Origin of the sequence: Arthrobacter sp. NA-172, assembly GCF_043952055.1 — a bacterium.
In the GTDB taxonomy this organism is placed as follows: domain Bacteria; phylum Actinomycetota; class Actinomycetes; order Actinomycetales; family Micrococcaceae; genus Arthrobacter.
On record NZ_JBINOT010000003.1, the window covers coordinates 1,177,991 to 1,193,288 of the forward strand.

General features: G+C 63.7%; 14 protein-coding genes and 2 pseudogenes. 12 read left to right on the forward strand and 4 right to left on the reverse strand.

Going from position 1 to position 15,298, the window contains the following annotated elements; genetic code table 11:
• Positions 1 to 8 precede the first annotated feature (8 nt).
• Entirely contained in the window at positions 9 to 881 is an 873-nt protein-coding gene (locus ACF0H6_RS19635) for an MIP/aquaporin family protein (RefSeq protein WP_395251119.1), read from the forward strand.
• Here ACF0H6_RS19635 and ACF0H6_RS19640 read toward each other — a convergent pair.
• Both ACF0H6_RS19640 and ACF0H6_RS19645 read right to left on the reverse strand, forming a co-directional pair.
• Positions 878 to 2,470, reverse strand: coding sequence for a GMC oxidoreductase (locus ACF0H6_RS19640; RefSeq protein WP_395251120.1), 1,593 nt, complete (start codon positions 2,468 to 2,470; stop codon positions 878 to 880). The genes ACF0H6_RS19635 and ACF0H6_RS19640 overlap by 4 nt on opposite strands.
• Positions 2,467 to 3,231, reverse strand: a complete 765-nt coding sequence (locus tag ACF0H6_RS19645; RefSeq protein ID WP_395251121.1) for a glucose 1-dehydrogenase — start codon at positions 3,229 to 3,231, stop codon at positions 2,467 to 2,469. Before ACF0H6_RS19645 ends, ACF0H6_RS19640 begins: the two co-directional genes overlap by 4 nt.
• A 487-nt stretch (positions 3,232 to 3,718) precedes the next feature.
• Here ACF0H6_RS19645 and ACF0H6_RS19650 point away from each other — a divergent pair, with 487 nt between their 5' ends.
• Genes ACF0H6_RS19650 through ACF0H6_RS19665 form a run of 4 tightly spaced genes read left to right on the forward strand, consistent with a single transcriptional unit; the run spans position 3,719 to position 6,732 of the window.
• Positions 3,719 to 4,330, forward strand: a complete 612-nt coding sequence (locus tag ACF0H6_RS19650; protein WP_395251368.1) for an acyl-CoA dehydrogenase family protein — start codon at positions 3,719 to 3,721, stop codon at positions 4,328 to 4,330.
• Between the two features lie 8 nt (positions 4,331 to 4,338).
• Positions 4,339 to 4,524: a hypothetical protein gene (locus ACF0H6_RS19655; RefSeq protein ID WP_395251122.1), complete on the forward strand. Its 186-nt coding sequence runs from the start codon at positions 4,339 to 4,341 to the stop codon at positions 4,522 to 4,524.
• On the forward strand, positions 4,518 to 5,900 hold the full coding sequence (locus ACF0H6_RS19660; RefSeq protein ID WP_395251123.1) for a PIG-L family deacetylase: 1,383 nt from the start codon (positions 4,518 to 4,520) through the stop codon (positions 5,898 to 5,900). The genes ACF0H6_RS19655 and ACF0H6_RS19660 overlap by 7 nt, the downstream gene beginning before the upstream one ends.
• Complete coding sequence (locus tag ACF0H6_RS19665) at positions 5,887 to 6,732, forward strand: glycosyltransferase (protein ID WP_395251124.1); 846 nt, start codon at positions 5,887 to 5,889, stop codon at positions 6,730 to 6,732. Before ACF0H6_RS19660 ends, ACF0H6_RS19665 begins: the two co-directional genes overlap by 14 nt.
• A 50-nt stretch (positions 6,733 to 6,782) precedes the next feature.
• On the opposite strand, the gene ACF0H6_RS19670 is transcribed toward ACF0H6_RS19665, so the two are convergent.
• Positions 6,783 to 7,952: a hypothetical protein gene (locus ACF0H6_RS19670; RefSeq protein WP_395251125.1), complete on the reverse strand. Its 1,170-nt coding sequence runs from the start codon at positions 7,950 to 7,952 to the stop codon at positions 6,783 to 6,785.
• A 235-nt stretch (positions 7,953 to 8,187) separates the two neighbouring features.
• Between ACF0H6_RS19670 and ACF0H6_RS19675 the strand changes: the two are divergent.
• A pseudogene (locus tag ACF0H6_RS19675) lies at positions 8,188 to 9,379 on the forward strand (acyl-CoA dehydrogenase family protein).
• Here ACF0H6_RS19675 and ACF0H6_RS19680 read toward each other — a convergent pair.
• Positions 9,354 to 9,887: a M23 family metallopeptidase gene (locus ACF0H6_RS19680; protein WP_395251126.1), complete on the reverse strand. Its 534-nt coding sequence runs from the start codon at positions 9,885 to 9,887 to the stop codon at positions 9,354 to 9,356. The pseudogene ACF0H6_RS19675 and the gene ACF0H6_RS19680 overlap by 26 nt on opposite strands.
• 434 nt (positions 9,888 to 10,321) lie before the next feature.
• Here ACF0H6_RS19680 and rpsB point away from each other — a divergent pair, with 434 nt between their 5' ends.
• From rpsB to ACF0H6_RS19710, 6 genes and pseudogenes are all read left to right on the forward strand, one after another.
• Positions 10,322 to 11,200, forward strand: coding sequence for a 30S ribosomal protein S2 (gene rpsB, locus ACF0H6_RS19685; RefSeq protein ID WP_395251127.1), 879 nt, complete (start codon positions 10,322 to 10,324; stop codon positions 11,198 to 11,200).
• A gap of 121 nt (positions 11,201 to 11,321) precedes the next feature.
• Complete coding sequence (gene tsf / locus ACF0H6_RS19690; protein WP_395251128.1) at positions 11,322 to 12,158, forward strand: translation elongation factor Ts; 837 nt, start codon at positions 11,322 to 11,324, stop codon at positions 12,156 to 12,158.
• A gap of 146 nt (positions 12,159 to 12,304) precedes the next feature.
• Positions 12,305 to 13,042 carry a UMP kinase gene (pyrH, locus tag ACF0H6_RS19695; protein WP_269994512.1) on the forward strand — a complete coding sequence of 246 codons (738 nt, stop codon included), beginning with the start codon at positions 12,305 to 12,307 and terminating at the stop codon, positions 13,040 to 13,042.
• Between the two features lie 102 nt (positions 13,043 to 13,144).
• Complete coding sequence (frr, locus tag ACF0H6_RS19700) at positions 13,145 to 13,702, forward strand: ribosome recycling factor (RefSeq protein WP_395251129.1); 558 nt, start codon at positions 13,145 to 13,147, stop codon at positions 13,700 to 13,702.
• Positions 13,702 to 14,626: pseudogene (locus ACF0H6_RS19705) on the forward strand (phosphatidate cytidylyltransferase). The gene frr and the pseudogene ACF0H6_RS19705 overlap by 1 nt, the downstream one beginning before the upstream one ends.
• Before the next feature lie 21 nt (positions 14,627 to 14,647).
• On the forward strand, positions 14,648 to 15,232 hold the full coding sequence (locus tag ACF0H6_RS19710; RefSeq protein WP_395251130.1) for a DivIVA domain-containing protein: 585 nt from the start codon (positions 14,648 to 14,650) through the stop codon (positions 15,230 to 15,232).
• The last annotated feature ends 66 nt before the right edge of the window (positions 15,233 to 15,298 follow it).

Below are 15,298 nucleotides of genomic sequence, written 5' to 3' on the forward strand. Positions count from 1 at the left end.
TCGGACAGATGCCGACACGCGGCGCGGCAGGACGGTCCGGACGGCGAAGGCACCCGGGCCTCTCCCTCCAGGACCATCGCATGATCCGGGCCTTCAACCAACCCGGCAACGGATCACGGCGCCTCATCGGTGAGTTCCTCGGGACCTACCTTCTGGTGTTGGCCGCGGCCGGCGCCGACGTGGTAAACACCGCCACCCACGGCGGGCTCGGGCACACAGCCATGGTGATGACGCCTGCGCTGACGATCATCGCCGTCGTTCTCTTCATAGGCCCCATTTCCGGGGCCCATCTGAACCCCGTTGTGACCCTGGCGTTCGCGCTGCGCCAGGACTTCCCCTGGCGAAGAGTTCCCGGCTATATCCTCATTCAGGCTGCCGGGGCGGTGCTCGCGTCCGCCACGCTCCTGGCCGTGTTTGGACATTACGGCAAGGACGGGATGACCGTTCCAGGCCCGGAATTCAACGACTTTCAGGCATTCACCCTGGAAGTCCTCCTGACTGCGGGACTCGTCAGCACCGTTCTCGCCGTCGCCTCCGGGGCGCAGAACGTGGGCGCCTTGTCGGCATTCGGAATCGCCGCTTACATCGTCATGGCCGGCCTGTGGGGAGGCCCGGTCAGCGGAGCGTCCATGAACCCGATCAGGTCATTCGGTCCTGAACTGATCACTGGAGATTTCAGCCGATTCTGGATCTACGCCACCGGTCCGGTCGCTGGCGCCCTCCTCGCAGTGCCCATAGCGCGTGTCCTGCGGGGCCGGGGCGGCCAGCGCCGCCGCCGAAAAAGCTGCCCAGGGTTCCCTGCCCGGCTGAGCCAGGAACGGCGGAGCTACTACTGCCGTTCCTGGCACCGGGGGCGCCAGACGGCCACCCCGGTACTTTAGAGGATGCGTTCGGCGATACGGTCGGCCACGCGCAAAGCGTTGGCGATGATGGTCAGGGTTGGGTTCACCGCGCCGATGGAAGGCATGAAACTGCCATCGACGACGTAGAGGTTGTCAAGATCGTAGGCTTTGCAGTCCAGATCCAGTGCTGCAGCCGTGGGATCGGTTCCGAACCGGACGGTTCCTGCCTGGTGGGCAGTGGCTGCGATGTCCATGTCCTTGTGGGGGTAGATGCTGCGTGCGAAAGACGTCGAACGCGCATCGAGTCTGTTCAGAACGCCGTCGAAGGCTTTCCGAAGTCGTTTGACGCCCTCGGTATTGTTATCGGGCTGAAGTGCCAGCTGAACGGACCCGTCGGCGCGCAGCGTCACCCGGCTCTCGGGCAAGGGAAGGTCTTCCCCTGCCAACCAGAAGTCGAGCGCGTGCGATGCGACGGCCCCGAAGGCGGCCGACGGTCCGAGTCCGAACGGCTTGGGCGCTTCGGCTTTGATCTGCCAGTCATCGGATTTTCCCAGCATCTGGACATTTCCCATCGGATATTCCCATTCCGCGCTGGGACCGTAGAAGTCGTTCAGGGCCAGTGTTTTCTGGAACACGGTGGGGTTGGGGTCTTTGGATACGGCCATCAAACCGACGTTGTTATGCCGCATGTAGTGCCGGCCGACGACGTCGGAGCTGTTCGCCAGCCCGCGGGGGTGCCGCTCGTTGGCTGACTGAAGCAGTAGCACCGATGAGAGGATCGATCCGGCGGAGAGGACCACGATGTCTCCGACGAAGGTTCGAGCGCTTCCGTCCTCCATGGTTGCGTGGACCCCGGTGACTGTGCGGCCGGTCTCATCGGTTGTGAGGCGCTGGACGGTGGCCCGGGTGATCAGGGTCAGGTTTGGGTGCGCGGCCAGCGCGGGGCTCACGGCCGCCGTTTCCGCATCGGACTTGGCGCCCAGGAGGCAAGGGAAGCCGTCAACCCGGTCGCAGCGGATGCACGCGGAGCCGACCGCGGCAGTGCCGTCCGGATTCTGGTCCAGATTGATGCCCAGAGGCAGGTGGAAAGGGTGGAGTCCGAGTCTTTCGAGCCCATCGGAGAGTTCCTGAATCCGTGGTTCGTGTTTCACTGGCGGGTGCGCGTAGTCACGGCTGGATGGCCCGGCGAAGGGGTCCTCGCCGTGCAGCCCGTGGACCATGAACTGGTGTTCGGCCTGGACATAGTAGGGTTCAAGATCTGCATAGCTGATCGGCCATGCCGGCGAGATACCGCCGTGGTGGAGGATTTGTCCGAAGTCTGCCGGGGTAAGCCTGAAAAGCGCAGCACCGTAGACCTTCGAGTTGCCGCCTACGTAATAGTGCAGCCCGGGATGGAACGGTTTACCGGTCCGGTCGTAGAAGGTTTCGGCTGCTGTGTAGCGGCCCTTGGCGAACACCTCTCGGGAGTCCCAGTTGGCCCGCTCGCGTTTGAGGTAGTCCCCTCGTTCCAGAAGCAAGATCCGCTTGCCTGTCCCGGCCAGCCAGCCGGCCAGGGTGCCGCCACCGGGACCGCTGCCGATGACAACGACGTCGTACGCGTCCCCCGCGTCGGTGGAGTACGCGTTCACAGGCCGACGCTTCCCTGCATGATGCCGCCGTCGACGAAGACCGAGGTTGAGGTCAGGTAGGCGGAGGTATCGGAGGCGAGCACAACGGCCATGTTTGCGATTTCTTCCGGTTTGGCCATGCGTCCGAGGGGAATGGCGGCATCCAGGGACTTCAGCTTCCCGGGATCGGCCATGGTGGAGGCGTTGATGGGTGTTTCCACCGCGCCGGGGCACAGGTTGAGGACACGGATACCGTGCTGGCCAAGTTCAACACCGGCGGTGCGCGTGAGCATCCTCATCCCGCCCTTGGCGACACAGTAGGCGGTGTTGCCCGGCATCGGCCAGTCCTCGTGGACGGAGGAGATGTTCAGGATCACCCCGCCCGTGCCCTGGGCGATGAACTGCTTGGCTGCCAGTTGGGTGCCGAAGAAGGCACTCTTGAGGTTGATATCGAGTACTTTCTGATATTGCTCCTCGGAGGTCTCCAGCACGGAGGTGCGGGTTTCGATACCTGCGTTGTTGACCAGGACGTCCAGCCCGCCGAAGGTCTCGACGGCCTTCTGAACGAGTGCCTGCAGACCCGCGACCGTGCTGATGTCCGCATCCAGTCCAACGGCTTTCCCTCCGGCTGCCTCGATCCGGGCAATCAGGGATGACGTTTCCTCCGGGTGCGCCACATAGTCAATGACAATGTTGGCACCCGCGGCAGCGGCCGCGAGCACGATCGCCTCGCCGATTCCGCTGTTGCCGCCGGTCACGATGACTGTCTTGTCCTTCAGCATGGCTGTGTTCCGTCCTGTGAGTCCTCCGGCCGTCACCGGCGGATTTGCTTGATCCCGGACCAGTGCGGGACGCCCCGTGTGGGCGATGTTGGGCCCATCGTACCGAGCCCAGCTGGGCGCTCAGCCGAGCTAGCTGGCGAGTTGATGATAAGGCTGCTTACTATTAGCAGCAGGAAAACTGATTAGTCGAGGCGATGCGGAGGAAGACATGAGCATGCACCGCCCGGGCACATTCACGTCGAGCAAAGGAGTGCGGCTTGGGAGGGATCCGCTGCCGGAAGAGGTCGAGCGACTGTTGTCGCAGGTGGAAGAGCGGCTAGGCGACGTTCCCGCGCTGCTGGCACTGGCTGAGATGACCGGCCGAACGGCCCCGGCTCCCGGCGGGGGAGAGACGATCAGGCTGTGGGAGATTCTGGCCTCGCTGGCGGCCGTGGATGTTGCTGCAGCGCGCGTCTTCGAACCACACCTGGACGCTGGCGCAATTCTGATGCAAGCGGGGCAACAGGCCCTTTTCAAGGGAACCTGGGGCGTATTCGCCGCGGAAGGGCCGGGCCATGTTCTTGAGGTGCGGGGCACAGGGCAATCCGCGCTGGCAGGGGCTGCTGTGCCGCTGTCCGGCTCGAAGCCGTGGTGCTCCTTGGCGGGCTATCTCGACCGTGCGATCGTCACCGCGAAGACACAGGCGGGCAGCCGCCAGGCCTTCGCCGTCGATTTGCGCTCCCCGGGGGTGGAGGTCGAGGAACCGCGCTGGATTAGCCACGGTCTACGCGAAATTCCCAGTGGTACGGTGCATTTCACTGACGTCCCTGCTGTTCCCGTCGGCGAGCCGGGCTGGTATTTTGAACGCCCCGGTTTTGCCTGGGAGGCATCGGTGTCGCGGCTTGCTGGCTGGGCGGCGCCGTCGGCCTGCTCCGCACGTTCAAGGAAGCCCTGGCGAGGCGGGAACCTGACCAGATCGCGCTTTCCGGCCTTGGCGAATCGGACCGATTGCTCGCTTCCGGATTTGAGTTGCTCCGCGGCGCGGCGGCCGGGATCGACGGCGGCACACTGGGCGATCACGAAGACAGCAAGGGCGCGTGGGCGCACGCTTTGCGAGTAAGGGGAAACGTGGCTGCCATCGTGGAGCGAATCCAGGAAACCGTCGGCGAGAACCTGGGCCCGGGCCCGCTTGCCCGGGATGAGCGGCATGCCAAGCGGGTATCCGATCTTCGCCTCTACGTCCGGCAACATCACGGCCAGCGCGACGACGCCCAACTCGGCTCCTTGGTCTTGAAGGGCGCAAGCACATGGTGACTTTTGCACATGCCGATGCAGGCACGGCCGAGGACGAGTGGCTGAAGGCCGGGGTGGACTTGCTGCCCGAGCTCCCGCTGGACGACGCCGAACTGGCCGGGCGGACCGTCGTCGTGCTCGCTGCCCATCCCGACGACGAGACGCTCGGTGCCGGTGGCCTCATCACCCGGCTGGTGGACTTGGGTGCCGCTGTCAGTGTGGTGCTGTGCAGCGCGGGCGAGGCCTCGCACCCGCACTCGCCGACCACTACACCGAGCGAGTTGGCAGCGCGGAGGCTACGGGAATTCGAGGACGCGATGGCGGCGCTCGGGGTGGGCGGCCGTTGGATGTTCCTGCGTCTCCCCGACGGTCAGCTTGGACGCCACCGCTCAGCAATCCGCGATGCCCTGCGGGCTGCGGTCGGGAATGCTGCCGGCGGAAGCCAACCCTCGAATGTTGTGCTGGTGGCTCCGCTGCGAAATGACGGCCACACCGATCATGACGTCGCTGGTTCCGTTGCCGCCGAGCTGGCCGAAGCAAGCGGTTACGGGCTCCTCGAATACCCCATCTGGTACTGGCTTTGGGCAAACGCAGCTGACGAGCGATGGCGTCGCTGGGTGCGGTCGGAAATGACGGCGCGCGGCCGGGAGGCAAAGTTCGCGGCATTGCAGGCCCACCGCTCACAGATGGAACCGCTCTCAGGGCAGCCTGGTGACGAGGCCCTTCTGCAGGAGCGCTTCGTCGATCATTTCCGGCGGACGTGGGAGACCTTTGCTTGGACTCCTCCTTCAGGTAGCCACACAGCAGCCGACGCGGAGCGGGTTTTCGACGTCGTGCACCTTGCATCAAGCGACCCGTGGGATTATGCGAGCAGTTGGTACGAGAAGCGAAAACGCGCCTTGACCATGGCGGCGCTACCCGATCAGCGCTACGCCCGGGGCCTCGAACTGGGCTGTTCCACTGGAGTGCTGAGCGCGGAACTCGCCCAGCGCTGCGAGCAACTCCTCTGCGTGGATGCCAGCGGCAAGGCCCTCGAGTGGGCGGACGCGCGGCTGGCCGACAATCCCGGTGCCACGACGGCGCACATGACGGTGCCCGCCCAGTGGCCCGATGGCCGGTTCGACCTCGTTGTCATCTCCGAGGTGGGCTACTATTTGAGCCCCGCCGAGTTGGACGCCGTGCTCGACAAATCGGTGGATTCACTCTTGCCGGGCGGGACATTGGTGATGTGCCATTGGCGCCGGCCGATTTCGGGCTGGTCGCTGGATGGGGACAGCGTCCATGCGGCCGCGCGGGCGCGCCTGCGGTGGCCCTCCTCCGCCGTCTACCGGGAGAAGGACTTCATTCTTGAGACGTTCATCGCGGCCGCGCCCGGAAGCGCCGATGCCCGCGCTTAGCCTTGAGGGCAGCAACCGCCCCCGCGCTGAAATTCCGCCCGCACACGGTGGACCGCTTGAGGGCGGCATCGCCCATGTCGCAGTCGTGGTCCCGGCCCGTAACGAGGCCGAGCGCATCGCCCCGGCGATCCGCTCCATTTGCCGCGCCGCCAACCAGTTGCGCGCGATGCGGCCCGGCATGGACATCCGCGTAGTAGTGGTGTTGGACGCGTGCGACGACGGCACGGCAGAAGCCGCCGTCGACGCCGCCGGTCCCGCCGAATGCCTCAGCCTCATCGACGTTCGGCTGCACAGTGCCGGGGCAAGCAGGGCGGCCGGCATCCGCGCCGCCCTTGCCGCCACAACCGCCGCCCCTGAGCAGATTTGGCTGGCCAATACCGATGCCGACTCCGTGGTTCCACCGCATTGGCTTTGCGGCCAAGTGGAACTCGCCGAGTCCGGGGCGGACGCGGTACTGGGCACCGTTGAACCGGACCCCAGCGAGCTGGACAGGAGCCTGCTCAACGCTTGGGCACGCAGGCATCGCTTCGCCGAGGACCACCCTCACGTGTTCGGGGCGAACTTCGGCGTCCGTGCCTCGCACTACCTCCGCGTTGGTGGGTTTGAGCCCGTGCGCATCCACGAGGACCGGATCCTGGCCGAACGCCTCCGGCGTGCCGGCAGCGCCGTTGTCGCCACGGACACCCTGAGGGTCATCACCTCCAGCCGTCTACAAGGCCGGGCACCCCACGGCTTCGCCAGTTACCTCCGTGGCTTGGGCGACGCTTTGGCCATGCACCCGGACGCAGCAGAAGCGGCCAGCGCCCCGCGCTGGATATTTGAGCCCGATTAGCGCTCGACGGCGCGGAGCTGTTAATCGAACGGGTTCATGTCCGAATAGCCCTAAAAAAGGAGCCCCTGGCTCGCGGAAGCGCGAACCAGGGGTCCTTCTTTGTGGCTTACTCGCTGGCGTGCTCGCCGTCCTGCGAATCCTGCTTGTCCCCGGCACCGCCGGTGAACATCAATCCCTTGGGCTGAATGGCAGCCAGTTCCTTGATCGGAGCCAAGGCGCCGCTGTTCAGATCCAGGTTTGCCAAGAATGTCCGGCCCGCATCCGGTACCACCGTGGAGATGGCCTGGCCGGCCTTGAACGGACCGGTGACGGAGAAGACCTTGTTGTCCTTCGGGTCCGTGACCAGGTAGGGTCTGGTTCGAGTGGGACGCGAAGACGGTGTCATCCAGCGGCTGGGCGACAGACAGTACCTGGAGAGACTGCTTGCTGTTGCCAGGGTTGGAAGCGAAGATCAGCTGCTTGTCCGCCTGGGCGTCAAGCATGAAGGAGTTCTTGAACCGCGGGGCCGCGGACGGAAGCTGGGTGTTGGAATCCGGATCCGTGAGGGCCAGGGTGGTCTTCTTCCCTGCCTGGGGGCCATTGGCCGCCGTCGCGGTTGCGGTGTCGCCGAAGAGCCCGGTCAGCTTCGCGGTGCTGCCTTCCAGTACCACGGAATACGCCGCGGGACCCGAGTTGTCTGCCGGAGCAGATGCGCTGACGAGGATCTTCCCGTCAATCACTGAAACTGCGTCGGTTCCACCGCCGTGGGTAAGGCCCGAGTACGTGTACGTGGTCAGCGGCTTTGCCGCGTCCGGGACAAGGGTGGAGAAGCTGGAGTTACCGTCCTCGTTCTCTGTGAGGAGCAGGCGGTGGTGTTCCGGGTCTGCCGTGAGGCCGTCAACCTTGCCGGTGACCTGCCAGGATTTTCCGGGCTTTCCGTCGAGGCTGAATTGCTGGATGGTGCTGGCGGTGGCTCCCGTAGCGGAAGCCTCGCCCAGCGGGCCTACGCCATTCTGGAAGGAGACGTACACAAAGTCGCCCATCCGGGTGATGTCGTCCGGGGCTGACTCGGTACCGACAGGGGAGAAGGCCTTCACGGTGTATCCGCCCGGCGCGGGCTGTCCCGCCCCTTCGTCCGCAGCGGAGGCGGGGAGCGCAACGGAGACGATGGAGGAAGCAGCAACGGCGGCGCCCACCATAATCATCGACGTGCGCTTGACCTTGTTCGGTGTAACAGTCATGGAATCGTCCTTAGTTTGGGGAAACGATGTCACAGCCAACCTAGGGAATGGGGCTGGGAGCAACCCGGGCAAACAGCCAACACACGGCGGCGCAGAGGTTAACGGCAGTTGTTAGCGGCCGGAGGCCAAGGTTGCCGCGATGCTGCAAGCCACCGGCACGGTATGCCTGGGCTGCTTGTGCGAACTACGTCGATTGAGGTAAGTTACCGACCAGTAACTTACGCAAAGGAGCGCCATGTCCAAGGCAGCAATCGACCCCGGAAACCTCCCGTACGCCGACGGTGATTTCTATGGCTTTGAACAATTGCTGACGGGCAAAGAGCAGGACAGGCTCGCCGAGATCCGGACCTTCCTGTCCCGTGAGGTCAAGCCCATCGCGGTCGATTGCTGGAACCGCGGAGAGTTCCCCATGGACCTGATTCCCAAGCTGGCAGAGATCGACTTGGTCAGCCCGGTCAGGCGGCAGGGTTATTCCAATGTGTTCGCCGGCCTGGTCCATGCAGAGGCAACCCGGGCGGATGCTTCAATTGCGACGTTCATGGGCGTGCACGATGGCTTGTTCACTGGTTCCATCGAGGCTCTGGCGTCCCGGGAACAGCAGGATGCCCTGGCTGCCGGACATCTATGCACTCAAGAAAATCGGCGCTTTTGGCCTGACAGAGCCCTTGGGTGGTTCCGACGTGGCGGGCGGCACCCGGACTACCGCGCGGCGCGACGGCGACAACTGGATCCTCAACGGGGCGAAACGCTGGATCGGCAACGCCACCTTCTCCGACTGGGTGGTGGTCTTCGCCCGGGATCTTGCCGACAACCAGGTCAAGGGTTTCATGGTGGATACAAAGCTTCCGGGCTTCAGCGCAAGCAAGATCGAGAACAAAATTTCCCTGCGGACAGTCCAAAATGCCGACATCACCCTGGACAATGTGGTGGTTCCGGGCTTCTTCAAACTAGCCAATGCAAACAGCTTCAGGGACACCAACAAAGTCCTGAAAGTCACGCGGCTTTCGGTTGCCTGGCAGGCCGTAGGGCAGCAGCTTGCGGCCTTCGACGTTGCCCGCCGCTACGCAGTGGAACGTCAGCAGTTCGGGCGGCCCCTGGCGTCCTTCCAATTGGTGCAGCAACAGCTGGTGCAGATTCTCGGCAATACCGTCAGCTCCATGGGCATGATGGTCCGGCTCGCGCAGCTCGAGGATGCCGGAGTGGCCAAGGATGAGCAATCCGCCCTGGCGAAAGCCTTCACCACGGCCCGCATGCGCGAAAGTGTTGCCCTTGGCCGGAGCATCCTCGGTGGCAACGGCATTGTCACGGACTATGAGATGGCCAAGATCTTCGCCGACGCGGAGGCGATCTATTCGTACGAAGGGACCCACGAAATCAACACCCTTGTCACAGGCAGGGCCATCACGGGGATTTCCGCAATAGTCTAGGCATCCCTCCTGGCGAGCCCATCGGCAGCAGCACGGAGGGCCGGAGACCGGTCACGAAAGCAAGTGGGTTGACGTAGTCCTCACCGCGCCGCAGGCCCCAGTGGACGCACGCTGATGCCAAGCAATGACCCGCCTCGACCGCGCCGATCGCCTGGCCCTTGGTGACCGCGGTGCCCACCTCTAGTTCGCTGTTTACGGGTTCAAAGCTGCTCCGGAGCCCGCCGCCGTGATCGATGACGATGACGGGCCTGTCCACCACGACGCCCACAAAGCTCACCGTGCCGTCGGCGGGAGCGGTGACCGGGACGCCGTCGTCGGCGGCTTGTAAATCCACGCCTCGGTGCCCGCTCAGCCACGGTTTATCCGGTGGATCGAAAACGCGCACGACGGCGGGCCTGGGCGCGAGTGGCCAGACCCAATCCGGGCGGGGGCTGGGTGCAGCGGCGGCGGGCGCTGCGCCCAGAGCCAGCGCCAAAAGACAATAGGTCAGAAGTTTTGCCGTCCTCATGGAACAAGCCTCGACCGGCCGCGTATATCCCGAAAGATTCAGGATCGCGTATGTGGATAACCGGGCGGAAAAACCGGCGGGGCGCGGGCCCTCGAACACCTGCAATTGCGGTCAGGGGGCTGGGGTCGCTGTAGTACACTTGGTGGAGCAGTTTGCTGTGCCCTCAAGCTTGTTCAGAAGCGCGTCCCATTCAGTTGCGCGGGGGTTCCAGACTGACTACGCGTATCCAACCCTCCAACCGTGAGTCCTTGTGGATTCAATGCTGAGGAGGATTGTGCCTCTTGCGGTCCGGCGAGTCATTGGCCGGATGAGAAGTGCAATGGATGCCAGGAGCCAGGCCCGTTCGGGTCCGGCTAACTAACCGTCAACTATTGGCAGGGTAAGAGCGGCCCGTGTGGCTCTCTCATGAATGACCTGCCGGAAGGAGCGTCGGCATGCCCGTCGTAACTATGCGCCAGCTGCTTGACAGCGGCGTCCACTTTGGACACCAGACCCGTCGTTGGAACCCGAAGATGAAGCGCTTCATCTTCACGGAGCGCAACGGCATCTACATCATTGACCTTCAGCAGTCGCTGTCCTACATCGACCGCGCTTTCGAGTTCGTCAAGGCAACTGTCGCCCACGGCGGCACCGTCCTGTTCGTCGGCACCAAGAAGCAGGCTCAGGAAGCAATTGCTGAGCAGGCTACCCGCGTTGGCCAGCCGTACGTCAACCAGCGTTGGTTGGGCGGCATGCTCACCAACTTCCAGACCGTCGCCAAGCGTATCCAGCGCATGAAGGAACTCGAAGAAATCAACTTCGAGGACGTTGCAGGCTCGGGTTACACCAAGAAGGAGCTCCTGCTCCTCAGGCGTGAACTCACCAAGCTGGAAACCAACCTCGGTGGTATCCGCAACCTGACCAAGGCTCCTTCCGTTCTGTGGGTTGTTGACACGAAGAAGGAACACCTGGCTGTTGACGAAGCCAAGAAGCTGAACATCCCGGTTGTTGCCATCCTGGACACCAACTGCGATCCTGACGAAGTTGATTTCCCGATCCCGGGCAACGACGACGCCATCCGCTCCGTCAACCTGCTGACCCGCGTGGTTGCCGACGCTGTTGCTGAGGGCCTCATCGCCCGCAACCAGCGCGCAACCGGTGCTGCAGAGGCTCCGGAGGAGCCGCTGGCTGAGTGGGAGCGCGAGCTCCTCGAAGGCAGCAAGACCGAAGCCCCGGCTGCGGAAGCTGTTGAAGCCCCGGCTGCGGATGCTGTTGAAGCACCGGCTGCCGAAACCACTGAAGCTGCTGCCGGCGAAGCCGAAGCAGACAAGTAAATCCGGACCTTCCCTGCACCGGATATCGGTGCGGGGAGCTACTGACAGGATGGTGGCCCACTCGGTGGGCTGCCGTCCTGTCAGTCCGTAAACACATAAAACTCTAGACAGAGGGGTTCACATGGCGAACTACACTGCTGCTGACATCAAGGCCCTGCGCGAGCGCACCGGCGCCGGCATGATGGACGTCAAGAAGGCTCTCGACGAAGCCAACGGCGACGCCGAGAAGGCCATCGAGATCATCCGTATCAAGGGCCTCAAGGGCGCTACCAAGCGCGAAGGCCGCTCCACCGCTGAAGGCCTGGTTGCTGCCAAGGTCACCGGCGGCGTTGGCGTAATGATCGAGGTCAACTGCGAGACCGACTTCGTCGCCAAGGCTGACAAGTTCATCCAGCTGGCCGACAAGGTTCTGGCCGTCGCCGTCGAGTCCGGCGCTGCCGACCTCGAGACCCTGCTGGCCACCGACGTCGACGGCAAGCCCCTTTCCGAGGTTGTCATCGAAGAAGGCGCCGTTCTGGGCGAAAAGGTTGTTGTCCGCCGGATCTCCCGCATCGAGGGTGGAACGGTTGACGCTTACCTGCACAAGACCTCCAAGGACCTCCCGGCCCAGGTCGGCGTTCTGTTCGCTGTCGAGGGTGAAGGCGACGCCGCTGCTACCGCAGCCCACGACGTTGCCGTCCACGTTGCAGCCATGGCTCCGAACTACCTGAGCCGCGAAGACGTCCCGGCCGATCTGGTCGAGTCCGAGCGCCGCATCGCTGAAGAGACCGCCAAGGCTGAAGGCAAGCCGGAAGCCGCTCTCACCAAGATCGTGGAAGGCCGCGTGACGGGCTTCTACAAGGGTGAAGTTCTCCTGGACCAGGCATTCGCGAAGGACTCCAAGAAGACCGTTGCCCAGGTCCTCGAAGAGGCCGGCGTCAAGGCAACTGCAGTCGCTCGTTTCCGCGTCGGAAACTAGTTAGACATACAAAAGGGGTGGTCACTTCGGTGGCCGCCCCTTTTGCATGCAACCGCAGGTCCGCACCGAGCGTATCTACGGCAGTCGGCTTTCTGCCCGGCCCCCAGCAAGATAATCTAGCCAGAGTCCACAAACGGGAAGGCACCATGGAAACCGAGAACACTGCAATCCATCCGGAGAAGACCCGTCGTCGTGTACTGCTGAAGCTGTCCGGCGAGGTCATCGGCGGCGGAAAGCTCGGTGTAGACCCGGAAACCGTCCGCGCTATTGCCAAGCAGATCGCCGCTGCCGTTTCCGAGGTCGAGGTGGCGATCGTCGTCGGCGGCGGCAACTTCTTCCGCGGCGCCGAACTGTCCCAGAGCGGCATGGACCGCTCCCGCGCCGACTACATGGGCATGCTTGGGACTGTGATGAACTGCCTGGCGCTGCAGGACTTCCTGGAGCAGGCAGGCGTCGAGACCCGCGTTCAGAGCGCCATCACCATGGGCCAGGTGGCTGAGGCGTATATCCCGCGCCGCGCCATCCGCCACATGGAGAAGGGCCGCGTGGTCATCTTCGGTGCAGGCGCAGGCCTGCCGTATTTCTCCACCGACACTGTTGCCGCCCAGCGGGCGCTCGAAGTACACGCCGACGTCGTCCTCATGGCGAAGAGCGGTGTGGACGGTGTGTACACCGCGGATCCCAAGAAGGATCCCACGGCTGAGAAGCTGGAAAGGCTCAGCTACGACGAGGCCCTGCGCCGTGACATCCGCGTTATGGACCAGACCGCCATGACCATGTGCAAGGACAACGATTTGTCCATGGTGGTCTTCGGCATGGAAGGCGAAGGGAACGTCACCCGGGCCATCCTCGGCGAAAAACTGGGCACCTTGGTCACTCCCTAGCAAGGGCTAGGATATTTCTAGGACTCTTCCGCCCTCAGGGGCGGAAATTTACTGCGCATTGCGGCCCGTGGACCGGGGCGCGACTATTTCTGAGGAGAAACCGTGATCGAAGAAACCTTGCTCGAAGCCGGGGAAAAGATGGACAAGGCGGTCGAGGTAGCCAAAGAGGACTTCGCGACGATTCGTACGGGCCGTGCCAACCCCGGGCTGTACAACAAGGTGATCGTGGAATACTACGGCACCCCCACCCCGCTGCAGCAGCTGGCTTCCTTCGCTATTCCGGACGCCAGGACCATCCTCATCACGCCCTACGACAAGACCGCGCTGCGCGACATCGAACGGGCGTTGAGCGATTCCGAGGTCGGCGCCAATCCGTCCAACGACGGCAACGTCATCCGGATCACCATCCCGGACCTCACCCAGGAACGCCGCAAGGAGTACGTCAAGATTGTCAAGGGCAAGGGTGAGGACGCAAAGGTCACCATCCGAAGCATCCGGCGCAAGGCCAAGGACTCCCTTGACAAGCTCGTTAAGGACGGCGAAGCCGGCGAAGACGAGGGTGCCCGTGGCGAAAAAGAACTCGATGCCATCACCAAGGCCCACGTTGACGGCATCGACGAGCTCCTCAAGCGCAAGGAAGCCGAGCTGCTCGAGGTCTAATGAGCGAGGCTGAGCCGGCGCCCGCGCAGGGAATTCCCACACGCGCCAGGCGCCAACGAGGCAACCCGACGCCGAAGGCCGGCCGGAATCTTCCGGCCGCCATCGGCGTCGGGCTTGCCATGCTCTTTGCGGTTCTCGGCGGATTGCTGTTCTTGCCGCTGGGGTTCGTCCTCCTGACCACCGCCTTCGCGGTTCTCGGCGTGTGGGAGATTTTCCGGGCCCTTGAAAGCCGGGGAACCCGGATGCCGATTATTCCGGTACTGACAGGCACCGTGGCGATGCCGCTGGGAGCCTACTTCGGGGGGCTGGAAAGCCTGCTCTTCGCGCTGGTGCTGAGCAGCACCGCCGTTCTTCTCTGGCGCTCCCTCGAAAGCGCTGCCGGAGCTCCGCGCAGCGTCTTTGCCGGAATTTTCACCCTTGCGTGGGTGCCCTTCCTGATCAGCTTCGCCATCTTGCCCCTCCATGCCGTAGGGGGAGCGACGACGGCGGGTCCCTGGCCTGCCGGACAGGTGCCGGCGGGCGCGTGGCAGATTGCCGTCATGCTGTTGCTGGTGGTATCCAACGACACCTTTGGCTACCTCGTCGGGGCGCTGTTCGGCAAACATCCCATGGCTCCGAAAATCAGCCCCAAGAAGGCCGTGGGAAGGCTTCGGGGGTTCGGTTGCCGGTGCCATGGTCATCGGAATCCTGGCCAGCCTTTTTGTCCTTGACAAGCCATGGTGGGTCGGAGTCGTGCTTGCCGTCGGCATGGTGGCAGCGGCGACAGCGGGCGATCTTGCCGAATCCATGGTCAAGCGGGAGCTCGGGGTCAAGGACATGAGCAGTATTCTGCCAGGGCACGGAGGGATCATGGATCGTCTTGACTCGATCGTTTTCGCGGCCCCGGTGGCATTTATTCTTTTTGCGCTGTTGAGCGGCGCCTGACAACCACATAGAAGGAAAGCAGTGGCAGTGGACATTCGTCGCCAGATCCCCGCAGCATTTGAGCGGGTGGAGCGTAGCAAGTACGGCTACAACGCCAAGCAAGTTGACCAGTTCTTCCAGCGTGCCCGGGTGTCGTTTGAAAACAAGGCCGAGACATCGGAAAAGGTAGGCAGCAGCGATGTCCGCGCCGTTTCTTTCGATCCCGTCAAGGGCGGCTACGACGCCACCACTGTGGATGCCGCCCTGGACCGCCTCGAGGATGCTTTCGCGCGCCGGGAACGTGATCAGCTGATAGCGGCCGAAGGCGAGGACGCCTGGCTGCTGAAGATTGGCAAACTTTCAGGACTGTTGCGCGGCCGTTTGCACCGGCCCGACGGCGAACGCTTCCGTCGGCCCGAAAAGAAGCATGCCCGCAGTTATAACATCGCCGAGGTCGACGCCTTGTGCGTTTCCCTGATCGGTTACCTCGAGAACGACAAGCCGTTGAGCGTCGACGATGTCCGCCGCGCGGCTTTTTCCGAGGCCAAGGGGCACGACGGTTACGAAGAGACCCAGGTTGATGCGTTCCTGGACCGCGTTGTCGAACTCATGGCCGCCATCGACTAGAGACCTCGGCCAGTGCCGCCGACAGGCGGACAGTCCGGGGACCAGGCAAGGACCAGGCGGCCTGCA